Here is a 24,204-nt window from a genome sequence, read left to right as displayed (position 1 = left end):
AGAGACGCACCTTTACCTACAGTACCCTAGGAGTCAACAACATGTCCGATCTGGATCTGGGCCAATACGGCATCACGGATGTCGCGGAAGTCATTTACAACCCTTCATATGATTTACTATTCGCGGAAGAAACACGTAGTGATTTAACTGGGTATGAAAAAGGTAAACTCACAGAGTCAGGCGCCGTATCAGTTGATACGGGAATTTTTACTGGTCGTTCTCCTAAAGATAAATACATCGTTCGAGATGACACTACACGCGATACGGTTTGGTGGTCTGATCAAGGTAAAAATGACAACAAGCCTATTAGCACTGAAGTATGGACCGACTTAAAAGCGCTGGTCACCAAGCAATTATCAGGTAAGCGTTTATTTGTTGTTGATACCTACTGTGGTGCGAATGCCGATACTCGCTTAGCCGTTCGTTTTATCACTGAAGTGGCGTGGCAAGCGCATTTCGTTAAAAACATGTTTATTCGCCCAACAGACGCTGAGTTAGTGACGTACAAGCCTGATTTTATTGTGATGAATGGCGCGAAATGTACTAATCCTGATTGGCAAAAGCATGGCTTAAATTCAGAAAACTTTGTGGCTTTTAACTTAACTGAGCGTATTCAGTTAATTGGTGGCACATGGTACGGCGGCGAAATGAAAAAAGGTATGTTCTCTATGATGAACTACTTTTTACCGCTGCAAGGTATCGCTTCGATGCACTGTTCGGCCAACGTGGGTGCGGCAGGCGATGTTGCTGTCTTCTTCGGGTTATCAGGCACGGGTAAAACAACGTTATCAACTGATCCAAAACGTCAATTAATTGGTGACGATGAACACGGTTGGGATGACGCTGGTGTATTTAACTTTGAAGGCGGCTGTTACGCGAAAACGATCAACCTGTCGAAAGAGAATGAACCTGATATCTTTAATGCTATCCGTCGTGATGCCTTGTTAGAGAACGTCACGGTCTCACCTGACGGTAAGATTGATTACAACGATGGTTCTAAAACCGAAAACACGCGTGTCTCTTATCCGATTTATCATATCGATAATATCGTGACCCCTGTATCTAAAGCGGGTCATGCGAAAAAAGTCATTTTCTTAACGGCTGATGCCTTTGGTGTGTTACCACCGGTATCAAAATTAACCAAAGAACAAGCGAAGTACCACTTCTTGTCAGGTTTTACGGCGAAACTGGCAGGCACCGAGCGTGGCATTACTGAGCCAACGCCAACCTTCTCTAGCTGTTTTGGTGCGGCTTTCTTAAGCCTACACCCAACGCAATATGCGGAAGTATTAGGTAAGCGGATGGCAGCATCAGGCGCTGAAGCTTATTTAGTGAATACCGGTTGGAATGGTTCAGGCAAGCGCATTTCGATTAAAGCGACGCGAGCTATTATCGACGCTATCCTAGATGGCAGTATCGAGAACGCGGAGTTTGTGCAATTGCCTTACTTTAATTTAGCCATGCCAAAACATTTGCACGATGTTGAAGATGGTATTTTGGATCCGCGCATGACGTATGCCAATGCGGCTGATTGGGAAGTGAAAGCTCAAGATCTGGCTAGCCGTTTTGTTAAGAACTTTGAAAAGTTTACTGACAATGCCGAAGGTAAAGCCTTAGTTGCTGCTGGCCCACAGCTGTAATTATTGCGTGCTATTAAAAAAGCCAACCTCGTGAGGTTGGCTTTTTGCTTTGTAAGCCGCAGGTTCTGGTTTGTATTGCACAAGTCATCGCGGCTTTCTTTGTCTCATTAATCACATTGATGCAAAGTTGGCGCTATGTCACCGTTGCTGCGATTGGGAATGGCAGAAGACGATTATGACTTCGCGCGCTTGGCAATACCGTGAAAATGCGTTGGGCCGCCGGGCATCGTGGGATCCATTTGAAAGTCGATATCGATAATCTCCCAACCTTCTTCACCTAATGTATTTAAGTAAGCTTCAGCTTGCTCTACCGTTCGCCCTCTAAGAAAGCCAGTTTTTCCAGCGTTGGCAGAATCAATAATTTTATATTCCCACATAATTGTTTATCGCTCCTTTATTGCGGTATCGGCTAGGTTCTACATTGAGCCGTCAGCAGCTTGTTGTTGCATAAAATGTTGCTTAGACATCAGGTTAACTGTTTCGTCTAACTCAGAATAGACAATCAAAACCTCGCCTGCTTTTAGTTGCCGCCGGATAGCTTGTACCTTGGCTGCTAAGGACACTTCTTGCTCACCGTAATCGGTGCCTTCGCGCAGTACAAAGCTTTCAATTAAGTTATCTAACGTGGTGGGGTCGATATCGGTATAAGAAATAATCATAGGTTTAGTTGCTGCTTAATGAAGGCGGGGATCCGCTGGTTAAGCCAGAATACCGGTTTAAATGGGTTGCTACCCGTCACAAAGCCCACATGTCCACCATGTTGGCTCAGTTCGTAGTGTACACTGGCGCTTAAGTCTGTTGGTTTAGGGATAACGGCATCACTTAAAAAAGGATCGTCATGGGCATGGATCACCAAGGTGGGAATTTGAATATGCCGCAAAAACGCTTTGCCACTGGCTTTTTGATAATAATCTTGTGCATCACGAAAACCATGTATTGGTGCAGTATAATGCTGATCAAACTGTTCAATGCTGCTAAAACTGCGAATTTGCTCAAGGGTTAGCGGTAAGGGAAAGTTAGCATGAGACGCCAGTTTCTGCTCGGTACTGGCTTTTAAACGGCTTAATAAATAGCGTTGGTACACCTTGCTGCTGCCGCTATTGATCCGTTTGGCACTGGCAGATAACGCTAAGGGCGGGCAAATGGCCACCGCAGCTTTAAGTAAATTCGCCCCACCTTGCTCACCACAATATTTGACTAACACATTGGCGCCGAGCGAAAAGCCGACAGCGCTGATCGGCATTAGCGGAAAGCGTTGCTGTATTTGCGTGATGACTTCGGCAAAGTCACCGGTATCACCACTATGATAAGCGCGTGGCAATTTATTAGGTTGGCCATGGCAGCCACGAAAATGCATTAACACGGCAGGCCAATTGCGCTGTTTTAGTTCTGTGAGTAAGCCTTGAATATAATGGCTATCGATATTGCCCGCTAAACCGTGTAAGAGCACCACTAAAGGCCGCGTATCCGTCGCCTTGGGTAATTCTGTCCAATTTAATTGCAGTTCATCGCCATCACTGAGGGTAAATAATTCTGCTTGGCTACTGAGCCGAGCTTTTGGGCTCAAGTACTTAGCGAAAATGGTTTGCAGGTGAGCATGCTTTAGCCACCACGGTGCTTTAAAGCTGCTGGTATAAACTGGTCTGATCTGAGCTTGCAAAAGGCGGTATCCTGGTAAACAATGAATCATTAATGATATTAAGGTGCAGCACTATGCAACGAAGACAATTTATTTTATCCGGTATCGCTATCGCTGCTGCATCAAGCCTAGGAATTGGCGTTTGGGGTTGGCAGCACAGCTTTACCCCAAACCATGCTAACCGAGATCTTGTGCTATCAGCGTTATTACCGGCTTTATTATTGGGAGCCTTACCCACAGCTGCGACTTTAGCAGAAGCGGAGCTGATACGCACTAAAACGGCCATTGCCGATTTCATCCCTTTCTTGCCGTTACGCCAGCAACAAGAATTACATCAGTTGTTTAATCTGCTTGCCCAGCGCCTAACTCAGCTGGGTTTAACCGGGCATCTTAGCCGTTTAACGAGTTTATCCTTGCCACAACGTTTGAGCCTGCTAGCGGCTTGGCGTGATAGTTACTTGCAATTGTTACAGCAAGCTTATCATGGACTAAGAGAGCTGTTATACGGCGCTTACTATGGTCAACCCGAGCATTGGGTCGCGCTGCCTTATCATGCCCCGAGATTTCGCTAATGACAGTGAAACATATTGATGCCAGTACTTTAACGCACGATCAGCATTATAGTGCAGATGTAGTGATTATCGGCTCTGGTGCAGGCGGTGGCATTGCCGCCGAGCAACTTACCGCAGCCGGTTTTCAGGTGTTGTTAGTGGAGGAGGGCGCATGGTATCAGCGTGAAGATTTTGTCATGGAAGAGCGCTGGGCTTATCCGCAACTTTATCAAGAAGGTGCGGCTCGTAAAACGCGTGACCAAGCGATCAGTATTTTACAAGGTCGTACGGTGGGAGGATCAACCACAGTCAATTGGACATCGTCATTTCGTACGCCAGCAGCCACTCTAGATTACTGGCAACAGCAATTTGGTTTAGCGTTTCAAGCGGATCAAAGTCTGATCCCTTTTTTTGCTTTAGCGGAACAGCGTTTAAATATGCGGCCTTGGTCGCTGGCACCTAATGCGAACAATCAGCAGTTGCAGAGAGGTTGCACGGCATTAGGTTGGCACTCTGGTGTTATTAGTCGAAATGTGAATGGTTGCGCGAATCTTGGCTATTGTGGTTTTGGTTGCCCGATAAACGCCAAACAATCGATGTTGGTTAGCACTATTCCTGCAGCGCTGGCGCAAGGGGCAACATTACTCTCTCGTTTGTCGGTAAGGCAATTAAACTGGCAAGGAAACAAAATACACAGTCTCAGTGCATTGCCGGTTAATGCTTATTTTCAGCCGCAAAAAGGCATTAACGTCACGATCAGTGCCAAGCATTATATTGTTGCGGCGGGGGCCATAGGTTCACCGGCGTTGTTACTTCGCTCGAAGGTACCCGATCCTTCGAAACGGTTGGGTAAGCATACTTATTTACATCCGAGTGTCATTTCGGGTGCCATATTTGACGAGCGTATTGCTGGTCATCAAGGCGCGCCGCAATCTATTTATTCTGATCAATTTGTTTGGCCACAAGATAAAGAACACATCGGTTATAAACTAGAAGTGCCGCCCGTACATCCGGTTTTAATGGCAACGAAGTTAACGGGTTTCGCCGAGCAGCATGCGCAATTAATGCAGCAATTTGACCATCTTCAAGTCACCATTGCGTTGTTACGCGACGGCTTTCACCCAGATAGCCAAGGGGGGCATGTCCAATTAGATCAATTTGATCAGCCATTGCTGGATTACCCAATCAGTGATTACCTATGGCAGGGGATGCGCAAGGCGTTATTATCGATGGCCGAGTTACAATTCGCCGCCGGTGCCAAACAGGTTTTGCCTATCCACCATGACGCGCAAGCTTATCGTAGCTGGTCAGAGGCGCGGCAAGCTATTCACAATTTAGCGTTAAAACCACTGAAACAAACCGTGGTATCCGCCCATGTGATGGGAGGATGTAATATGAGCGCAAAAGAGCAGGATGGGGTAGTTGATAGTTTTGGCCGACATTTTCAACTGGACAACCTGTCGATATTTGATGGCTCTATTTTACCCAGCAGTTTGGGGGTTAATCCGCAACTGACTATTTACGCGTTGGTTTGGCGTAATTGTCAGCAGTTAATTCAGCAGTTAACCTAGCTTGAATTTTTAAGGGTATAGGGCTTAACTATTTTTGTTTTTAGCATCGACTTTAATCTTAAGATTAAACGGAATTGTGTTAGGCTAATTACCGATTATAGATTGTTTTATGAGCGGTTATGACTTCTCCTTTGTACACTGCGTTAAGTCACTACATCGATTTATTACTCGATGCGGTTTGTGCTGTTGATCAGCATGGATGTTTTGAGTTTTTAAGTCAGGGCGCCGAGCGTATTTTTGGTTATAAGCCAGAGGAAATGCTTGGAAAGTCAATGTTCAACTTTATTCATCCTGATGATCGGCAAAAAACCCTAGACGCAGCGCAAGCTATTAACCAAGGCCAAGTCGTTATCGACTTTGAAAACCGTTATATTCGTAAAGATGGTCAAGTGGTCTATCTGTTATGGTCGGCGCGTTGGTCTGGTGAAAAACAACAGCGAGTGGCCGTAGCGCGTGATATCACTCAATTAAAGCAGACTGAAGCACGGCAAGCGGCCATGTATGCTATTTCAGAAGCCGCTTTTACGGCCGATGATCTGTTAGCCCTCTATCAACAGTTGCAACACATTATATCCAGTCTAATGCCTTTACGCAGTATTGTTATTGCCCGAGGTGCCAACGCCGCTGAATTGTACCTACCCTACATAAATTTAGAGCAAAATAACGCAGCTAAGCAGGCTGGTGCTGAACAATTTTGTTGTGGCGTGCTGCAACAAAGCACTGCACCGCATCAGCAATTAGTACCCGATCAGCAGGGTTGGTTAGGGGTGCGGTTAAAAGCGTCGGCTAAAACATTAGGTGTGCTAGCGGTACAACTGCCAACAGAGCCTGGGGCCACCGGTTTTGCCGATAGTGAACTGTTTGACTTTATTGGTCAGCATATTGCTATCGCCATCGAGCGAAAAGAATTATTGTCGCGTTTACATTACAGTGCTTTATACGATGAGCTAACCCAGCTTCCTAAACGCGAACTGTTTAAAGATCGCTGCCAACAAGCTTTAGCGGCATTGCCTCGACATAATGGCTGTTTAGCCTTGTTTTATCTCGACTTAGACAATTTCAAACCCATCAATGATCAATTAGGTCATGCGGCGGGTGATAGCGTGTTGCAGGAAGTAGCAAAACGCATTCAACGCTGTATTCGGCATAGCGATACGGTGGCGCGTTTTGGTGGCGATGAATTTGTTATCTTGTTATCAAAGTTAGATGAGTACAACGTGGTGTTCGCTATTGCTGAGCAAATACGGCTTGCTTTAGCGAAACCTATCTTGTTTAAACAGCATGCGATTCATGTCACCAGTAGTATTGGGGTGGCTTTGTATCCTAGCTGCGGCGCCAACACCGAACAGCTGATGGCCACAGCAGACCAAGCGATGTATCAAGCAAAGCGGCAGGGTGGCAATCGCTGGTTAGAAGCTAAGCCTAACTAAGCATGGCTGGCCAGCATTAAGCTGGCGCCAAGTTGTTTAAAGTAACTGAGCCAGTAATGGCTTAATGCTACGGTTAAAGTGGCATCTGGATAAATACCAAGCTTCGCTGCAGCACTTTTCTGCGTACCAGACACCAAAAAACTGTTCTTAAGTGGCTGGCTTTGCAGCACTGTTTCAAAAGCACGAGCGGCCATTTCTTCTGGCAAAGCCAAATAAGCACGTTGCCGGGCTTGATCCAATTGATGGCAATGTTGAAAAAACGCGCTAGGGTTTTGTTTGTCTTGGCTGAGGTACAGTAACTGAAAGGCCTCTTCAAGCAACAGGGTTAATGGATGCACTTTTAAGGGGAGGTTATCTAGCCACATACGACTGGCAAAGCGGCCTGTTGGCGCGGCCACGCTAAAGCTTTTTGCCGCAACGAAATGATCAAAAGCATGAAACCACTCATGGGCTAAACTGCCACCACCGGCATTTTTAGCCAGTGCCAAGATACGGCCTTGTGGTTGATAAAAAGCGGCCACACCGGGTTGGCCACCAATGCCAAACGTCAGTGCCAAACTTCCTTTTAATGAAATGACTTCAGCAGGAACTTGCAGTATTTGCTGTAAATCACAAAAGGCATCAAAGAATAAGTTGGCAGCGAGCTGTTGCTCTGCCGCGGTAACCCAGCGGCCGATATGGATACTGTTAAAACCAAATATGGCTACGAGATCGGCAAAGCTAACATCAGCGCCACTGCGATGCGGTGGGCCGTTACGATAATATTGGCGTTGAATTCGGGGAGATACTGGCATGTCGTTAGTTTAACGACTGCTAGCACCGTGTTGCAATAAAAAAGCGGGCCACCTTGCTCGGAGAAACACAGCAGCCCGCATACCTGAAAGGTTAAGCGTATAAACTATCGAAAATACTTAAAAAGGTCGGTTGTTGGCGGATAGCCACTGGCATTTTTAAGCGGCGTGCTAAATCTTGAGCATGGATCAAACCACGAATATGATGTTGGTCACGGTCAACCACCACGCAATATTGTTCCCCGCTAGATTGCAGCGTATTGATAATATCGGCAATGGTGCAGTTTTGCAGCTGTTGATACGCCAAGGCCTTGATGCGATCTCGTGGCCGCATTAAATCGCGAATTTTTAACTCACGCCGATCTGCACCTAAAATTACCTGACGCATAATGGCTTGTTCAGATAACTGCTCAATATGGATCAAGCCAGTCAGTTCATTGCGATCATCCACCACCAGTTTTAACGGGCTACGTTCTTGTTGCATCATCAGAAATGCATCAGCAGCAGTGGTATCACCGGCAATGATGGTCGGCTCGCTGTGTTTAAAGTCAGTAAATACGCTGGTGGCAGGTGATTGCAGCGTCGCTTGGGCGAAGTCGGCTGGTTGCATTAAATGATCGACGTTTTCTAAATTAAATAAGGCTAATTTTTTCATGATAAATACTCACACATAGAGGCACGCAGAGGCCGCGCCGAATTAATAACAGAAATAAACTATTAAAATCAGATGTGGAGTAAAGCGGGGGGAGCGCGAGCGGTATCTGGGCTGCTCGTAAATGCAATCCAGGGCGCAGAGTAACTTAGGTTTGGTGTTGATGGGTTTACGGGGCTTAAAAATTGAAGATCGACACAATTAATGTCAACTTCGTCAGGCTCTGGTTCAGCGTTATTTAGTGCTTGTGGATGGTTGAATAACTGCGGGCTAACTGCTTGAAATTGACTGTCAGCCAAAGGTGATAAACGCTGATCATGCGCATGGCTTGTTTCTGTTGTTAACAACAGACTCAAGTACAATAGTGCGATGAAAGCATTTAGCAGCGGCATTAATGACTACAGTAAAATTTTAATAAGATAAGATGATAATGATAGCTAACGCCACAAAGCACAAGTAGCTAACTAAAAAATAATTATTATCCTCTTTAATTATCGTACGGGTAAAGTGTCTACTTTCCCTAGTGTTCGTTTTTTTTCGCTAGCTTCTACGGCCACGAATTAATCTTATCGCTAATATCACTACTGCTAATACTAGTAAGGTATGGGTAAAGCCCAGGGTGAGATTACGAGTGGTCATTTAATCACCACACTCATGCCAGCTTCCAACACCGCATCAAGATAAGCCTCATTCATCAATGCCTGACGCTGCTTTCTTCTGATACTCATTTTTCGCTTCTCAGCGCGTAACATATTCAAGCCGAAGTGTCGCATCGTGGCAAGATTGGCTGCTGCATTACCACGGTATATCTGGCACGCATCCTCACTTAAGCTCACATCCAGCACCCAGTGCAGCTGGTTTTCAATACACCAATGCTCGCGTACTGCCTGGGACAGCCTTTCTGCGGTAAGGTCGGCTGAGCTGATAAAATAACGTTGCTCTAACACCGCACGCTTGTGCTTTTCCACCCGGTAAGTCGTTGCCATGCCTAAGGTTGTCAGCGCTGGCCAGGCAGCTTTGAGTTTTTCCGGTAATTCGCTGGCCGGACAGACCTGGAATTCACGGTACTCTAGACGCCCACGGTTCTTTTCCAGTGACTGCGCTGCACTATCTTTATGCGCTTTACCCGCAAAGACTTGTTTTACTGCATCGTGCAGATGACCTTGGTTGCCTTTAACCGTCAACAGGTAATCAGCTTTTTTATCTACTATCTGCTGCGCTATCTCTTTCTGGCATCCCATTGCATCCAAACTGACCAGGCATCCTTTAAGCTCCAGCAAGTTAAGTAGCTGAGGTATCGCCGTAATTTCGTTGCTCTTCTCGTCCGTTTTAACCTGGCCCATTACCACACCATTGGCGCTGGCAAAGGCGCTAACCATATGAATAGAAGAGCAGCGGTCTTCCCGGTTGTAGGAGCCGCGAAGCGTTTTGCCGTCGATTGCGACCACCTGACCATCGGTAAGCTCTGTACAAGCCTGCATCCAACTGGCAAAGCAGCGCTGCAAGGCTTCGCTGTCCAGCAGTGACATCACCCGCGCGATGGTGTCGTGTACCGGCAAACCCAGTTTAAAAAAGCCATGTTCTTGCAGCCAGTCAAAGCGGTTTTCGCCGAAATCTTCAATATCTTCCCAGCCCTCACAGCCAGCAATGACTGCGCAAAGCGTTAAAAACACTACGTCAAACAAGGGGTAAACGACCTTAGCGGCTTGCCTTGGGTCTTCTAATTCTGAAAAGTGCTCTGCAAAAATATCGATGTTCATAAACTGGCTCCGCGTAAAAGCCAGTATCTGATCACAGCTGAAGATCGGGGTCAATCAGTTATGCTAAAGTGCGTACTAAATGTTCGTGATCTTGCCCTGGGGTAAAGCCCCCCAATGTAACAGAAAACACCAATCCTAAGCCCCACAAAATAATCAGCACAACAATCAGAGTTTCTAACATAACGCTTTCCTATTATCGGGAGAAACCGAATTAGAATGCAGCGAAGCATTTAGTCTGTTTGTACGTTAGGCAGCATAGGCACTTTATTAGGATGCCTTGCATTAAGATAAGGTGTTTAATTTTGCTTGCATGCTTAACATATCCAGCGCCAATGCTTCGGCCACTTTAATGCCGTCGATGGCGGCTGATAAGATACCACCCGCATAGCCTGCACCTTCGCCGGCTGGATATAAACCCTTAATATTAACGCTTTGGAAATCGGCACCTCGCTTAATACAGATGGGTGAGGAGGTGCGTGTCTCCACTGCTGTTAACAAACCATCTGCCTTAGCAAAGCCACGAATTTGCTGCTCAAAAGCGGGGATCGCTTCACGAATGGCAGCGGTGGCATAGTCGGGCAGTAAGCCCGCTAAATCGGTTAGTTTTATGCCCGGGGTATAAGACGGTTGTACTTCACCCAATTCAGCAGACGATTGGCCTTTTAAGAAATCGCCAATTAATTGCGCTGGCGCCCGATAATCTTCACCGCCCAGTTTAAACGCGGCTTGTTCTAACTTACGCTGCAAATCGATACCGGCCAATGGATGCCCAGGATAATCTTGCTCGGGATGAATACCGACCACGATAGCACTGTTGGCATTGCGTTCATGCCGCGAGTATTGGCTCATGCCATTGGTCACAACTCCGCCTGTTTCAGACGCCGCAGCGACTACAGTGCCACCAGGACACATACAGAAACTGTAAACGGTGCGTCCGTTTTGACAATGATGCACCAACTTATAGTCAGCCGCGCCTAAGATAGGGTGGCCTGCGCTAGGGCCCCAACGACAGGAGTCGATCATAGATTGTTCATGCTCAATGCGAAAGCCAACCGAAAACGGCTTGGCTTCAACATACACTCCCGCATCATACAGCATTTGAAAGGTGTCACGCGCGCTGTGGCCGATAGCCAATATCAAATGCTGACACGCTAAGTAATCACCGTTATTCAGAGTGACACCCTCTAGTTGCTCATCAGTGATATGCAACTGCTCGACTCGGCTGTTAAAGCGGATCTCGCCACCCAGTGCAATAATGCTCGCACGCATTTTTTCGACCACACCCACCAGTTTGTAGGTACCGATGTGCGGTTTACTGACATACATAATTTCTTCGGGTGCACCTGCTGTAACAAATTCAGTTAACACTTTACGACCGTAATGTTTCGGATCTTTGACTTGGCTATACAGTTTACCATCAGAAAAAGTACCGGCTCCGCCTTCACCATATTGCACATTCGACTCAGGGTTAAGCTCTTGACCGCGCCAAAAACCAAAAGTGTCTTTAGTGCGTTCACGTACTGCTTTGCCACGTTCCAAAATAATCGGTTTAAAGCCCATTTGTGCTAATAATAACCCCGCAAATAAACCACAAGGGCCTAAACCCACTACGATAGGGCGTGAGCTGAGTTCAGCAGGAGCCTCTGCCACAAATTTGTATTGAGTATCGGGTGTGGGTCGAACATGCGGATCTTTGCTAAAGCGCGCCAATAAAGCAGCTTCTTTTGCTACATCAATATCCAGCGTATAGGTCAGTTGGATCGCCATTTTTTTGCGAGCATCAATTCCGCGCTTAAAGACCGTGATGTGTCGCACATCAGCATCAGCCACGCCCAATTTAGTGAGTACGGCAGTACGTAACTCGGCGTTTTCATCCTGATGGTGCAAAGGTATTTTAATTTCGGTTAAACGCAACATAACAATCCTGCTGATAATCGCTGAAAGTCTAAGCAAGGCAAAGTGCCAGCTAAAAAGTGTTATTTTACGTGATCTCGGCTCGGTTGTCCGTATTCGTTTGCGATTGTCTTGCGTTGCTCAGTTGTTTTTCGCGGCTGCTGCAGTATGATCAGCATCTGTTTTAGTAAGAGGGGTGTGACATGGCATTTGTGGTAGGCGAAAACTGTATCAAATGTAAATTTACAGACTGTGTGGCGGTGTGCCCAGTAGATGCTTTTTTTGAAGGGCCGAATTTGTTAGTTATTAGCCCAACCATATGTATTGATTGTGGTTTGTGTGAGCCAGAATGCCCCGCGAACGCGATTTTTCAAGAAGAGAAAGTACCGACCGAGCAGCGCGACTTTATTGCCCTAAATGCAGCATTAGCTGAGGTTTGGCCAAATATTCGCACGGTAAAAGCGGCACCAGCCGATGCGGATGCCTGGAATGGTGTAGCCGACAAATTACAATATTTGGAAACCTAGGCAACGGGTAAATTATTCTTCAGCAGTTTCAATTTTATAAATAAAATAAACCGCATAAAAAATGCATAAACCAACAACAATGGCTAACCCTGCAAAAGAAATAAAAACTACCGGATCGTTTAGAAACTCATGCCAAATGTTCATCTGAAAACCCTCTTTGCTTGTGACAAACAAAGTGTAGTTTTGGCTATCTAGGCCAGCTGTGATCTGGATCAAGCTTTAAGACAAGCTCGCCACGAACTGTGCGCTGGCTTGACGTAGATCAATTAATTCACGCCTTAATTGCGCTGATGAAGGTACCTGTAATTGCTGCAGGTAATCACTGAGGTTATCGGCATTACGTTGGGTATGAAAGCGTAGCTGCGCCACTAACAGTTGTTGCTCTAGTTGTTCGGCCACTAATTCGGCTTGCAGCAAGCCTTGTTTTAATTGTTGCTGTTGCGCTGCGCTGAGGCCTAAACAGGCTAATTGACTACGCTGCTGGCGCAAGCCTTCGGTAATTTGGCTGTTTAATGGGGTTAACGCCTTAAGCGCTGCTGCTAGGCTAAACGAAGTCAGCTGCCAGTGTTGCTGCTCGGCTAAACTTAACGCCAACAGTACATTGATGTTGGCGTCATAGTCATTTTGCCAGCGTAAGCAAAGCGTTTTTAGCTGTGGATAAACGGCCAGGCTAAATTGCCAGAGCAGGGCACTGTCTAGGCTAAGTAACGGCTCGTCTAAGGGCTTATTGACCATTTGCTGCCCAGAAGCTACTGGTTTGTTGTTCCCATTGCTCTTGTGCCATAAACCATTGCTCTTCTACTTGGTCTTGCTCGGCACTGGCGCTGCTTTGTTTGCTAAGTAACGCGGTAAGCTGGGCTTTTTGCTCTGCATCATAAATGGCCGGATCGGCCAGTTGTTGTTCTATCTCAGCAAGTAGGGCGGCAAGTTGTTGCTGGCGTTGTTCTAATTTGTCGATTTGTTGCTTTAATGGCCGCAGTACATTACGAAGTTCAGCTTCTAAGCGTTTTGTGTCTTTGCGCTGCACCGCACTATTGCTGGTTGGTGCGTTATTATCCAGTGCGGCGGCTTGGGTTTGCCGGGCATCTTGTTGCATCCACTGGTAATAGTCTTGCAAATCGCCTTCAAATGGCGCCACTTTGCCATGTGCTACCAAATAAAACTCATCGGTGGTGCTGCTCAGTAAATGCCGATCATGCGACACCACAACAATGGCCCCAGCAAAGTCTTGTAACGCCATAACGATGGCTTCGCGCATTTCTAAGTCTAAGTGGTTGGTGGGTTCATCAAGTAACAATAAGTTAGGTCGTTGATAGACTAACAGTGCCAACACTAAACGGGCTTTTTCGCCGCCAGAGAAGGGCGCACAGGCTTCTAAGGCTTTATCGCCATGAAAACCAAAGCCACCCAGAAAATCGCGGAGCTTTTGTTCGGGTACTAAGGGGTCTAACCGCACCAGATGTTGCAGCGGCGAATCTTGTGGTCTAAGCGTTTCTAGTTGATGCTGCGCAAAGTAGCCTAAGCTAACGCCATTGGCATACCACACTTCACCACTTTTCGGTGTTAGCTCGCCGGAAAGCATTTTAATCAGGGTCGATTTACCCGCACCATTGCGACCCAGTAAACCAATACGACTGCCAGGCAATAGCTGAAAATTAATATTACTTAAAATAACCTTGTCACTGTAGCCGGCTTGCACGTTTTCCATTTTCAGTAACGGATTAGGTAAGGCTTTAGGATCGCGAAAACTAAAGTTAAACGGTGAATCAATATGGGCAGGTGCCAACATGGTCATGCGTTCTAGCGCTTTGATGCGGCTTTGCGCTTGGCGTGCTTTAGTGGCTTGAGCTTTAAAACGGTCAATAAATTGTTGTAAGTGAGCAACTTGGCGTTGCTGCTTTTCAAAATTCGATTGATGTTGCGATAATTGTTCGGCTCGCTGGCGCTCAAACTGGCTGTAATTACCTTTGTACAAGGTAACGGTTTGTCGCTCAATATGCACAATGTTGTCGGTTACAGCATCAAGAAAATCGCGGTCGTGGCTGATCAGTAATAAGGTACCCGGATAATTAGTGAGGTACTTTTCTAACCAAAGCACGGCATCTAAATCAAGGTGGTTGGTCGGTTCATCCAGCAAAAGCAGATCCGCAGGTTTCATCAGTGCGCGCGCCAAGTTCATCCGCATACGCCAACCACCCGAAAAAGACTTTACGGGGTGTTGTTGGGCATCGCCACTAAAGCCTAATCCCGCTAACAGGATACCGGCTTTCGCTTCCGCTCGATAACCATCAAGCGCTTCAATTTGTTGATGTACTGCCGCTAAATCGCTTTCACTACACTGACTACGCGCTTTGATTAATAGCGGGAAAAGTTGCTCATCACCTTGCAGCACATAGTCTAGGGCGGAACAATCCAGAGCAGGGGTTTCTTGCGCTACGGTGGCGATAACCCAGCCAGCGGGCAGGTTAACGTTACCACTGTCGGCATGCAGTTTTCCGAGCAATAACGCAAACAGGCTTGATTTACCGCAGCCATTTGCACCGACAATTCCCACCTTTTGTCCTGGAAATACGGTAAGATCGGCCCCACTGAATAACGCATTAATACCGCGGCGTAATTCGACCTGCTGTAACTGGATCATGTTTTTCCTTGTAACAGTGAACTAGGTGGGCAATTTTACGCTATATCCCAGATAAGCCAAGGGCAGTTCGTGAAATTTGCCTTTTACTCTGCCTATAACCCATGAGGATCTAAATGACGCAGCGCAAAAAGAAACGCTTCATCGCTGGCGCAAGTTGCCCACAATGTAAAGCGCAAGACACCATGAGTTTATTTATCGAAAATAATGTTGAGAAGGTGGAATGCGTGGCTTGTGGGCATCAAATGACCCAACCCGAGCAGCAGATCGCAAAATCAACCCGCAGCAACGAGATGGTCATTGGTGTGTTTAAACCAGAATAAGCCGCTTACCAGGCGATTAATAATGCGGCGGTGGCGGCTCTTCTTCAGGACGTAAGATTTCACTGTCTTGCGGTAATTGCTGTAGTTTCTCTGCTAGAGTTAAAATTTGGCGTTGCAATTGATCAATACGTTTTTGATGCGCTAATAATTCTTCGTGTAAGCAGTTAACGGTATCTTCTTGAAAAGCAATTTTGCTCTCCAGTTCAATCAGATGTAACTGAATATCTATAGGTTCACTACTCATTGGTTATTTTCCATACTTCGGCTAAGCCACTGGAGCTTTCGCTAATTATACGCTGTGCATCAAGAAAAGCGACTGCATGCACTACGGCACTTTCTGGTCGGCTGCCAACGCGGGGAGAAACCCGCCAGCGTTGGATCTCGCGACCGGTTTTGACCTCCCATAACACGAGGTTACGTGTTGGCGCGCCGGTTAATAAAAAACGCCCATCAGCGCTAAATCGAACGGCACTGAATACTTGCTGCCTTGTAAGCATTTGCAATTGGCTGACAAGTTGTCCTGTTTGTATATCCCAAATTTGCGCTAAATGTTGGCTATCGGCAGTAAAGGCGAAACGCCCTTGTGGATCCAAGGCGACTTTAGTTACTCGACTGGGATGCGTGAAACTATATCGAATTTGCGCGGTCTGAGTGTCCCACAGGTAGGCATTGTAATCATTGCTACCCGTTAAGGCATAGCGACCGTTTGGTGACATGGCCACGCTATTGATGCGTTCGGTATGACCGATAAAATCTAAGCGACGGCCACTGCTCAGCGTAATGTGTTGCACGGTATTATCGCTTTTGCCAATCAGAAGATGGGCGCCATTGTTCGAAATAGCAATATCGCGAATGCTGTGTTGGTCGGTTTGCCAATATCCAACATTTTGACCATCTGCCGTGCGCCAAAGCGCAAAAGTGTGTTGATCTGCCGTCAATACGTGGCTGTTATCTTCACTTAGTGCCAAATTAAGCACTAAATTGTCACTGGCTTCTTCATGTCGCCATTGATACTTTAAGGCGTTTTGCTGTAGATCCCAAAACGCAATGCCGTCTTGTACGGATGAGACCACCGCATATTTGCCATCTGAAGACAGTGCTGCGGCATAGCTTACGTTGGCAACATGAGGCCATTGCTCCACAGGGGTCGTTTCTACCTTGCTGCAGGCACTGAGTAATAAACTAAGGAAAAGCACAGGATATTTCATCTTAGGTGTTAACCTCATCCAAACAAAGCGTTAGTATAGCGGGGCGAATAGTCCCTTATTAAATCATATTTTAGCAATTGCACTGCTAAACTTTGGAGAAAAGAATGCGCGTTAAAACTAAACTGACTCTGGTTGCTGTAGCGTTGTTAACGCTGAGCGCTTGTAACAAAGAAGAAAAAGCTGAAGTGGCTCCAGTAATGGAAACAGAACAAGCAAAACAAGCTTATAGCTTAGGCGTATCTGCGGGCCGTTATTTACAAAGCACCGTAGATGAATACAGCAAAATTGCTATTCCATTAGACTCTGCGTTAATTTTACGTGGCGTGCAAGATGGTATGGCCGGTAAATCTGAAGTATCGGAAGAAGATATCCAAGCGCTATTAACCGCGTTAGATGAAACGTACCGTGCAGAGCAGGCGAAAATTGCTGAAGCTTCAGCCGCATCAGCGAAAGCCGCAGGTGATGCCTTCTTAGCTGAAAATGCCAAGAAAGAAGGCGTGATGGTAACTGAATCAGGTTTACAGTATGAAGTGATACAAGCTGCTGATGGCGCTAAACCTGTTGCAACTGACACCGTAAAAGTACACTACACCGGTACTTTAACCGACGGTACAGTTTTTGACAGCTCAGTAGAGCGTGGCGAGCCAATTGAGTTCCCATTGAATCGCGTTATTCCAGGTTGGACTGAAGGCGTGCAGTTAATGAATGTAGGCTCTAAGTTCCGTTTCACTATTCCGTCAGAATTAGCTTACGGCGAACGTGATATGGGCACTATTGCACCACATAGCGTATTAGTATTCGAAGTAGAATTATTGGATATCGTCAAAGCACAGTAAGTAGCCCAATAGCAGAAAAAAGCGGCTTAAAGCCGCTTTTTTTATGATATTCAAACTGCGGTGGTATTATCCGCGTGTCTAATATAAAGCGTTTCAATCAGTTTATCTTCTAGCTCAAAGCGCTCTTCTAAAGCTTGGCCTAAAGCCGACAATTCGATATCAAAACTGCCACTGTTACGTGTGCTTAGATGCTCGGCATATTTATCGTTAAACTCTAACGATAAGTCAGTAGAAACGGCAATCTTTGGATATAAGCTATCTGCTAGTCTACGGCTGTCGGTACCATTAACGGCACATTGTGTAACAATTCGTTCGTAAACCTCAAAGTGACCCGCCGATAAGTAGTCCATCAATAGTTGACAAAACTCTCTAATTTTTTCTTGTGAAGGCATGGTATGACGATCTTTTTCAAAAGGTGGCAAACCAGCTAAGCGGCAATAGCAAACAATAATTTGCTGTCTTTCTGCTAGCCAATTATCGATGGCTGTTAGGCTACCGCCCCACTTTTGTTGTGCTTGCTGTACGCGGGTGTACATTAGCTTCTCCTTAGGTGCAGTTACGTTTCTGCATTACTGCCAAATTAAAAGAATTTCATAGCAAAGATCAACCGTTTTTTTATTGGTCTGCTCAGTAACTACCAGTATGATAGCTGCAACATAGCATAGTAGCGCGCGGAATAACCCACTAATGATCAAACACAGTGTTGTATTATCAGCAAAAGAGCAAGCATATTGGTTCATTGTGAACCAAGGCCGGGTATTTTTATCAGCTGAGGGCACATTGCCTTTTGGTAGTCAAAGTCACTTACCGATAGCAAGCCAAGGTACACAGATTTGTTGGATCGGCGAATATCAGCAACATCCCTGTTATTTAATGGTGTTTGATGATCAGGCAACCGATGAAACGCAGTGGCATTCAGCTCGCGTTTTTTTAACGCATGGTGAGGCATTATTTCAATTAGCGGCCAGAGCCACGCAAGTCGCACTGTTTTTACAAACACATCGCTTTTGCGGGCAATGTGGTAGCGCCATGCATTTGGTCAATTGGGAATTAGCCAGCTTATGTCATAAGTGTGGTCATCGCTGTTATCCTCGGATCGCACCTTGTGTATTAGTGGCGATCGTCAATGATGGCAAAATCTTGCTGGCGCGTTCTAGTCGGCATAAAGCCGGTTTTTTTTCGGTGCTAGCCGGTTTTGTTGAGTCTGCCGAAACCTTAGAGCAAGCCGCTATACGTGAAGTAAAAGAAGAAGTGGGCGTTGATATTACGGATTTGCAGTATGTGGGGAGTCAGCCTTGGCCATTTCCGCATTCTTTGATGACTGGTTTTTTAGCCCAGTACGCTGGCGGAGAGATTGTTTGTCAACCGCATGAAATTGAAGAGGCGTATTGGTGTGAGTTGGATAAGTTGCCACAAACGCCAGGTATTGAAACCTTATCAGGACAACTCATTGCTTTAGCACAGCAGTGTTATGGCAGAAAATAAAAAAGCCACAAAATGTGGCTTCAATGGGGAAAGCATGGTCTCGTATAATCGAGCTTCGTATTTGTTGTTTCTTGACTAGCGCAGGGATTTTATAGCAGATAGCGAGCAGCGATACAAGCCCATATGACAAAATAATGAACCTTAGCTGAATATATCGTGAATTTTAGTACGGCCTTAACGCAGCAATTCCGGCCAGAGCATAGAGCTTCGGGCGCTTAGCTGTTAAAATATCGCAACTATTAGCACAGCGGAAAAGTTATGCAATTAAAAAATGATCGTTACCTAAGAGCGCTTATGCGTCAACCTGTCGACCAAACGCCTATTTGGATGATGCGCCAAGCCGGCCGTTATCTACCTGAATATCGCGCCACGCGAAGCGTAGCAGGTGACTTTATGTCGCTGTGCAAAAACCCAGAATTGGCTTGTGAAGTGACAATGCAGCCATTACGCCGTTACCCCTTAGATGCGGCTATTTTGTTCAGTGATATTTTAACGATCCCAGATGCGATGGGTTTAGGATTAACCTTTGGTGTCGGTGAAGGCCCTCGTTTTAGTAAACCGATCCGTGACTTTATGGACGTGGTGCATTTACCTATTCCTGATCCTGAGCAAGAGCTGCGTTATGTAATGGATGCCGTTCGTACTATTCGTCGCGAACTGAACGGCAGTGTGCCCTTGATTGGTTTTTCAGGTAGCCCATGGACTTTGGCAACCTACATGGTTGAAGGCAGTGGTAGCAAGACGTTTAGCATCATTAAAAAGATGATGTACAGCGAGCCAGAGATCCTGCACATGTTATTGGATAAGCTGGCGCAAAGTGTCATTTTATACCTGAATGCGCAAATTGCTGCAGGTGCGCAAGCACTGATGATTTTTGATACCTGGGGTGGAATATTAACACCACGCGATTACAAAGAGTTTTCATTAAGCTATATGCAAACGATCGTCAATGGCCTAACAAGAGAAGCTGACGGTCGTAAAGTGCCCGTCACCTTGTTCACCAAAAACGGTGGTCAATGGCTTGAGACCATGGCAGCAACCGGTTGTGACGGTTTAGGTTTAGATTGGACCACGGATATTGGTCAGGCTCGTGCGCGAGTCGGTGATAAGGTTGCGCTACAGGGTAATATGGATCCTTCTGTTCTGTTAGGTAGCCCAGAGCGGATTCGGCAAGAAGTGCAAGCCATTCTAGACAGCTATGGTCAAGGCACTGGACATGTGTTTAATCTGGGGCATGGAATTACCCCAGACGTGAATCCTGAACATGCCGGTATTTTTATCGAAGCTGTACAAGATTTAAGCCGTACTTACCATCTACAAACAGAGTAGTCATTAGCGTAAGTAAAAAAAGCAGCACGGGTGCTGCTTTTTTCGTTTAGAACAACCGGTTTAAACCGTTGAGTGCGGCTACCCGATAGGCTTCTGCCATGGTCGGATAGTTAAAGGTCGTATGCACAAAGTAATTGAGGTTATTACCGCCATTTTTTTGCATCATAATAGCTTGGCCGATGTGCACAATTTCTGCTGCCCGCTCGCCAAAACAATGGATCCCTAAGATTTCCAACGTATCACGATGAAATAACAGTTTCAGGCTACCGACATTGGTATTAGCAATTTGCGCCCGTGCCAAGTGTTTGAATTGAGCTCTGCCCACCTCGTACGGAATTTTCGCCGCCGTTAACTCTTGCTCGGTTTTACCGACTGAAGACATCTCAGGGATGGTGTAAATACCTGCAGGGATATCCGCAATCAAATGCCCATCTAAGTTACCTTTCACAATAGCTTCACCGGCTAAACGACCTTGGTCGTAGGCAGCACTGGCTAAACTTGGGTAACCAATGACATCGCCGACGGCATAAATATTGTCGATACTGGTTTGATATTGTTTAGTGACTTTTAGTAAGCCACGGCTATCTGCTTCTAACCCCACATTTTTTAATGACAGCGTATCGGTATTCCCAGTACGGCCATTAGCAAATAGGAAACAGTCGGCTTTCATCTTTTTGCCCGATTGTAAATGCAAGATAACGCCATCATCGGTGCCTTCGATATGAGAAAACTCTTCACCGTGGCGGATGGTCATGCCTGAATTCCAGAAATGGTAACTGAGAGAATCAGATATTTCGGCATCCATAAAAGATAACAAACGGTCACGGGTATTCACCAAATCGACACGCACGCCAAGGCCGCGGAAAATGGAGGCATATTCACAACCGATCACACCAGCACCAAAGATAATGATATGCCGTGGATCATGCTGTAACGATAAGATAGTGTCGCTGTCATAAATACGCGGATGACTAAAATCAACATGCGGTGGTCGATAAGGGCGTGAACCACAAGCAATAACAATCGTTTCTGCGCTAATCACATAGTGACTACCGTCAGTTTGAGTGACTTGAATATGGTGGTTATCAATAAAGTTCGCTTCGCCTTGATGCATTTTGACCATGTTGCGATCATAAAAGCCCGCACGCAGTCTTACTTGTTTCCGGATCACGCCAGCGGCATGTTTCAGAATTTGCGAGAATGTCAGGTTTTTTACCTGCTCTTCCATTTGGAACAGTGGGTTTTCATTAAACTCAATCAGTCGGCTAACCGAATGGCGCAATGCTTTAGAGGGGATTGTGCCCCAGTGGGTACAGCCGCCGCCTACTGAAGAGTAACGCTCGATTGCAGCCACCGATTTACCACTTTTGGCTAAATACATGGCGGCACCTTCGCCGCCAGGCCCTGTGCCAATTACAATGGCATCATAGTCATATTTAGGTTTTTTATCTGCCGATTTTGCTGTCACTAGCTGAATTCTCACACCGTTTTACTGTACAAATTAGCATAACAGGTATCAGAGACAAAAAAAGAGGCAAAGCCTCTTTTTTAAATGTCAGCGGGTTGATCCCTTATTGAAATGCCGCAGTTAAACGTTGCCAATGATTTTGTTGCTGCTGCAAATGTTCTTTTAATTCTTGATAACGTTGGGCAAACTCTGAAGCATTGTATTGGTTAACCAAAGCAGCACGACGTTGTTGCAGAAAGTCTTTTTTCAGCTGATAGTAAGCTTGCAACTTAACCATTAACAGTTGGTATTCCTGTTCGAGTAATTGCAATAGCTGTTCTGAGTTCGGCAGTAACATGGCTTTTTGTTGTGCGCGTTTTAATTGCATTTTCGCAACAGCTTGAGCGATACGATCTTCGGGCACGGTGCGTAAATTCCAAGTTAACTTTAACCATGAACAGCTTTTGATCAGCCATTTAGTCGGATCAAACTGCCACCAACGAATACCGTTACGATAATCATATTCAAAAATGTGGTGATAGTTATGATAACCCTCACCGTAAGTTAATAAGGCAAGAATGCCATTATCACGTGCGCTGTTTTGATCGGTATAAGTTTGCTTACCCCAGATATGCGCTAGCGAGTTAATAAAGAAAGTAAAATGATGACTTAATACTAAACGTAACACCCCCACGCTTAATAACATGCCCCACATATTGCCAAAAATAAAACCCAATAAAACGGGTACACCAATATTAGTGAGTAAGGCTAATGATAAATAGTGCTTATGTTGAAAAGCTAAGATTGGGTTTTTCTGCAGATCGCGAACATTATTATAGTTGTTATAAGTGTCGCCTTGATAATCACGTAGCATCCAACCGATATGACTGTACCAAAAGCCTTTGCCTGCCGAGTAGGGATCTTTGTCATTATCATCAACATGCCGGTGATGATCTCGATGATCTGACGCCCAATGGATCACACTGTTTTGCAGAGCAAATGCGCCACCGATAGCAAAAATCCATTGCAAAATAGGATGTGCATCATAGGTTTTATGCGACCATAAACGGTGATAGCCAGCAGTAATAGCAATACCGCAATAACCCATACATAAGATCATGGCGATAATTTCTACTGCCGTAAAGCCAATAGTCAAGGCATAATAGGGAGCCGCGACAGCGGCAACTAAGAAACTAGAACTAAATAACAGTACATTAGTCCAGATAATTGGATTTTTTTTCATGGGACCACACTTTGAGCTTACAACTGTTCGCTAATTTACCGAGCAGTTGCGGGTAGGTCAAGGTAAATCGGTTCTATTACACCAAGATTGGGATGTATCGTGAGCAGAGCAGAACAAAAAGAACGAACCCGCCAAGCCATCATTAATGCGGCGTTTTCACAGTTAAGTGCGGAAAAAAGTTTCGCGAGTTTAAGTTTACGTGAAGTGGCGCGTGAAGCCGGAATTGCACCCACATCTTTTTATCGGCATTTTTCAGATATGGATGAATTAGGGCTAACTCTGGTAGATGAAGCGGGTTTAATGCTCAGGCAACTCATGCGCCAAGCACGGCTTCGCATTGAGAATAATGGCAGTGTTATTAGTACTTCAGTTGAAACCTTTATGGAGTTTGTGACTGAAAACAGTAACGTATTTCGTTTATTACTGCGTGAGCGTTCTGGTACCTCGGCGGCATTTCGGGCAGCGGTAGCACGAGAGATCCAACACTTTTCCGCTGAGTTAGCGCATTATCTTCGTAAGCAAACCGAATGTACGGTTGAGCAAGCACAGTTACAGGCCGATGCCATGGTGACATTAGTGTTCCATACTGGCGCAGATGCCTTAGATGCACCAACCGAACAATGTCGGCAGTTAACACGTCGCACCATTTTGCAATTACGCTGGCTGGCGCATGGCGCAGCCAGTTATGGTCGAAAACTAACGGATTAGTGTGGCAACCGTTTTAACCACACTCCGGTTTCAATATGATGGGTATAAGGGAACTGATCAAACATCGCCACTTTTTGTAATTGATGGGTCTTTTGTAAAAAGGCGAGATTATCGGCCAGTGTCTCAGGATTACATGAGATATATATGATATCGTCAAAACCACTCACTAACGCTAAGGTGGCAGGATCTAAGCCCGCGCGCGGTGGATCAACTAATACCGTATTCAACGCTAAATTTTTCAAATCTAACTGTTTTAGGGTTGTCCCTTCAGCTAAGGCAGCTGCAACATCTTCCGCCGACATTTGTAGCACTTGTAGATTGTCGATCTTATTCAGCGCAATATTAAATTCGGCTGACTTAATAGAACTTCGAGCCAACTCGGTAGCAACCACTTGATTAAAATGTCGAGCAAGAGCTAGAGAAAAATTGCCATTACCACAATACAGTTCGAGTAAATCACCGTTCAGTTCTGCAGCAACACTCGCAGCCCATTGCAACATCTGTTGGTTAACACCGGCATTAGGTTGCGTAAA

General features: G+C 45.8%; 27 protein-coding genes (1 of these 27 only partly in view). 10 read left to right on the top strand and 17 right to left on the bottom strand.

The features are described from left to right. Positions 1-41: 41 nt before the first annotated feature. Positions 42-1,640, top strand: a complete 1,599-nt coding sequence (gene pckA, locus ACUJFK_RS00165; RefSeq protein WP_445425706.1) for a phosphoenolpyruvate carboxykinase (ATP) — start codon at positions 42-44, stop codon at positions 1,638-1,640. Between the two features lie 173 nt (positions 1,641-1,813). Here pckA and ACUJFK_RS00160 read toward each other — a convergent pair whose 3' ends face one another. From ACUJFK_RS00160 to ACUJFK_RS00150, 3 genes are read right to left on the bottom strand one after another with little or no spacing between them, the layout of a single operon-like run. Next, on the bottom strand, positions 1,814-2,017 hold the full coding sequence (locus tag ACUJFK_RS00160) for a DUF4177 domain-containing protein (protein ID WP_445425705.1): 204 nt from the start codon (positions 2,015-2,017) through the stop codon (positions 1,814-1,816). Between the two features lie 39 nt (positions 2,018-2,056). After that, positions 2,057-2,299: a YheU family protein gene (locus ACUJFK_RS00155; RefSeq protein ID WP_445425704.1), complete on the bottom strand. Its 243-nt coding sequence runs from the start codon at positions 2,297-2,299 to the stop codon at positions 2,057-2,059. Then, positions 2,296-3,300 (bottom strand): hydrolase, encoded by a 1,005-nt coding sequence (locus ACUJFK_RS00150; RefSeq protein ID WP_445425703.1) that lies wholly within the window; start codon positions 3,298-3,300, stop codon positions 2,296-2,298. Before ACUJFK_RS00150 ends, ACUJFK_RS00155 begins: the two co-directional genes overlap by 4 nt. 53 nt (positions 3,301-3,353) lie before the next feature. Between ACUJFK_RS00150 and ACUJFK_RS00145 the strand changes: the two genes are divergently transcribed. The 3 genes from ACUJFK_RS00145 to ACUJFK_RS00135 all read left to right on the top strand — a co-directional run bounded on the left by ACUJFK_RS00145 (position 3,354) and on the right by ACUJFK_RS00135 (position 6,831). After that, positions 3,354-3,851 (top strand): hypothetical protein, encoded by a 498-nt coding sequence (locus ACUJFK_RS00145; RefSeq protein WP_445425702.1) that lies wholly within the window; start codon positions 3,354-3,356, stop codon positions 3,849-3,851. Continuing rightward, positions 3,851-5,401 carry a GMC family oxidoreductase N-terminal domain-containing protein gene (locus ACUJFK_RS00140; protein ID WP_445425701.1) on the top strand — a complete coding sequence of 517 codons (1,551 nt, stop codon included), beginning with the start codon at positions 3,851-3,853 and terminating at the stop codon, positions 5,399-5,401. Before ACUJFK_RS00145 ends, ACUJFK_RS00140 begins: the two co-directional genes overlap by 1 nt. Before the next feature lie 119 nt (positions 5,402-5,520). Continuing rightward, positions 5,521-6,831 carry a diguanylate cyclase domain-containing protein gene (locus tag ACUJFK_RS00135; protein ID WP_445425700.1) on the top strand — a complete coding sequence of 437 codons (1,311 nt, stop codon included), beginning with the start codon at positions 5,521-5,523 and terminating at the stop codon, positions 6,829-6,831. Here the strand turns inward: ACUJFK_RS00135 and ACUJFK_RS00130 are convergent. The 5 genes from ACUJFK_RS00130 to ACUJFK_RS00110 form a co-directional block, all read right to left on the bottom strand. Further along, complete coding sequence (locus ACUJFK_RS00130) at positions 6,828-7,625, bottom strand: CLCA_X family protein (RefSeq protein ID WP_445425699.1); 798 nt, start codon at positions 7,623-7,625, stop codon at positions 6,828-6,830. The genes ACUJFK_RS00135 and ACUJFK_RS00130 overlap by 4 nt on opposite strands. Before the next feature lie 91 nt (positions 7,626-7,716). Next, positions 7,717-8,277 (bottom strand): CBS domain-containing protein, encoded by a 561-nt coding sequence (locus ACUJFK_RS00125; RefSeq protein ID WP_226751298.1) that lies wholly within the window; start codon positions 8,275-8,277, stop codon positions 7,717-7,719. A 632-nt stretch (positions 8,278-8,909) separates the two neighbouring features. Then, the gene (locus ACUJFK_RS00120; protein WP_420934092.1) at positions 8,910-10,034 is read right to left on the bottom strand and encodes an ISAs1 family transposase; all 1,125 of its coding nucleotides are present in this window, start codon (positions 10,032-10,034) and stop codon (positions 8,910-8,912) included. Between the two features lie 58 nt (positions 10,035-10,092). Continuing rightward, a complete protein-coding gene (locus ACUJFK_RS00115) occupies positions 10,093-10,215 on the bottom strand; it encodes a hypothetical protein (protein ID WP_445425698.1) in 123 nt (40 codons plus the stop codon). Positions 10,216-10,316: 101 nt separating this feature from the next. After that, the gene (locus ACUJFK_RS00110; RefSeq protein WP_445425697.1) at positions 10,317-11,951 is read right to left on the bottom strand and encodes an NAD(P)/FAD-dependent oxidoreductase; all 1,635 of its coding nucleotides are present in this window, start codon (positions 11,949-11,951) and stop codon (positions 10,317-10,319) included. A 179-nt stretch (positions 11,952-12,130) separates the two neighbouring features. On the opposite strand from ACUJFK_RS00110, the gene fdxA reads away from it, so the two are divergent. Further along, positions 12,131-12,454 (top strand): ferredoxin FdxA, encoded by a 324-nt coding sequence (gene fdxA, locus ACUJFK_RS00105; RefSeq protein WP_226751295.1) that lies wholly within the window; start codon positions 12,131-12,133, stop codon positions 12,452-12,454. A 12-nt stretch (positions 12,455-12,466) separates the two neighbouring features. On the opposite strand, the gene ACUJFK_RS00100 is transcribed toward fdxA, so the two are convergent. From ACUJFK_RS00100 to ACUJFK_RS00090, 3 genes are all read right to left on the bottom strand, one after another. Then, positions 12,467-12,598: a DUF3149 domain-containing protein gene (locus tag ACUJFK_RS00100; protein WP_226751294.1), complete on the bottom strand. Its 132-nt coding sequence runs from the start codon at positions 12,596-12,598 to the stop codon at positions 12,467-12,469. Between the two features lie 75 nt (positions 12,599-12,673). After that, positions 12,674-13,189, bottom strand: a complete 516-nt coding sequence (locus ACUJFK_RS00095) for a DUF2390 domain-containing protein (protein ID WP_226751293.1) — start codon at positions 13,187-13,189, stop codon at positions 12,674-12,676. After that, positions 13,179-15,095, bottom strand: coding sequence for an ATP-binding cassette domain-containing protein (locus tag ACUJFK_RS00090; protein WP_445425696.1), 1,917 nt, complete (start codon positions 15,093-15,095; stop codon positions 13,179-13,181). Before ACUJFK_RS00090 ends, ACUJFK_RS00095 begins: the two co-directional genes overlap by 11 nt. Before the next feature lie 113 nt (positions 15,096-15,208). Between ACUJFK_RS00090 and ACUJFK_RS00085 the strand changes: the two genes are divergently transcribed. Then, positions 15,209-15,415 carry a YheV family putative zinc ribbon protein gene (locus tag ACUJFK_RS00085; RefSeq protein ID WP_226751291.1) on the top strand — a complete coding sequence of 69 codons (207 nt, stop codon included), beginning with the start codon at positions 15,209-15,211 and terminating at the stop codon, positions 15,413-15,415. A 16-nt stretch (positions 15,416-15,431) separates the two neighbouring features. Here the strand turns inward: ACUJFK_RS00085 and ACUJFK_RS00080 are convergent, their stop codons facing one another. Continuing rightward, a complete protein-coding gene (locus tag ACUJFK_RS00080; RefSeq protein WP_226751290.1) occupies positions 15,432-15,659 on the bottom strand; it encodes a SlyX family protein in 228 nt (75 codons plus the stop codon). Next, positions 15,652-16,623, bottom strand: a complete 972-nt coding sequence (locus ACUJFK_RS00075) for a WD40 repeat domain-containing protein (protein ID WP_236130361.1) — start codon at positions 16,621-16,623, stop codon at positions 15,652-15,654. Before ACUJFK_RS00075 ends, ACUJFK_RS00080 begins: the two co-directional genes overlap by 8 nt. A gap of 104 nt (positions 16,624-16,727) precedes the next feature. Between ACUJFK_RS00075 and ACUJFK_RS00070 the strand changes: the two genes are divergently transcribed. Continuing rightward, positions 16,728-17,459, top strand: a complete 732-nt coding sequence (locus ACUJFK_RS00070) for an FKBP-type peptidyl-prolyl cis-trans isomerase (protein ID WP_304504385.1) — start codon at positions 16,728-16,730, stop codon at positions 17,457-17,459. Between the two features lie 50 nt (positions 17,460-17,509). Here the strand turns inward: ACUJFK_RS00070 and rsd are convergent, their stop codons facing one another. Then, entirely contained in the window at positions 17,510-17,995 is a 486-nt protein-coding gene (gene rsd, locus ACUJFK_RS00065; RefSeq protein WP_226751288.1) for a sigma D regulator, read from the bottom strand. A 151-nt stretch (positions 17,996-18,146) separates the two neighbouring features. Here rsd and nudC point away from each other — a divergent pair, with 151 nt between their 5' ends. Next, complete coding sequence (nudC, locus tag ACUJFK_RS00060; protein WP_306178556.1) at positions 18,147-18,944, top strand: NAD(+) diphosphatase; 798 nt, start codon at positions 18,147-18,149, stop codon at positions 18,942-18,944. 258 nt (positions 18,945-19,202) lie between these two features. After that, a complete protein-coding gene (gene hemE, locus ACUJFK_RS00055; protein ID WP_226751286.1) occupies positions 19,203-20,273 on the top strand; it encodes a uroporphyrinogen decarboxylase in 1,071 nt (356 codons plus the stop codon). Between the two features lie 46 nt (positions 20,274-20,319). Here hemE and sthA read toward each other — a convergent pair whose 3' ends face one another. Together sthA and ACUJFK_RS00045 are read right to left on the bottom strand one after the other, a co-directional pair. Continuing rightward, a complete protein-coding gene (sthA, locus tag ACUJFK_RS00050; protein WP_445425695.1) occupies positions 20,320-21,741 on the bottom strand; it encodes a Si-specific NAD(P)(+) transhydrogenase in 1,422 nt (473 codons plus the stop codon). Positions 21,742-21,844: 103 nt separating this feature from the next. Further along, positions 21,845-22,963, bottom strand: coding sequence for an acyl-CoA desaturase (locus ACUJFK_RS00045; protein ID WP_226751285.1), 1,119 nt, complete (start codon positions 22,961-22,963; stop codon positions 21,845-21,847). Between the two features lie 99 nt (positions 22,964-23,062). Here ACUJFK_RS00045 and fabR point away from each other — a divergent pair, with 99 nt between their 5' ends. Next, on the top strand, positions 23,063-23,671 hold the full coding sequence (gene fabR / locus ACUJFK_RS00040) for an HTH-type transcriptional repressor FabR (RefSeq protein ID WP_306178554.1): 609 nt from the start codon (positions 23,063-23,065) through the stop codon (positions 23,669-23,671). Here the strand turns inward: fabR and trmA are convergent. Then, positions 23,668-24,204, bottom strand: partial view of a tRNA (uridine(54)-C5)-methyltransferase TrmA gene (gene trmA, locus ACUJFK_RS00035; protein WP_445425694.1) — the 3' portion only. The gene runs 558 nt beyond the window's last position; only the last 537 of its 1,095 coding nucleotides appear in the window; its start codon lies beyond the right edge, outside the window; its stop codon occupies positions 23,668-23,670. The genes fabR and trmA overlap by 4 nt on opposite strands.

It is taken from the genome of Alishewanella sp. HL-SH06 (assembly GCF_052656265.1).
The sequence above is the reverse complement of the archived record's forward strand: the minus strand, read 5'-3'. Positions and strand labels throughout refer to the sequence as shown.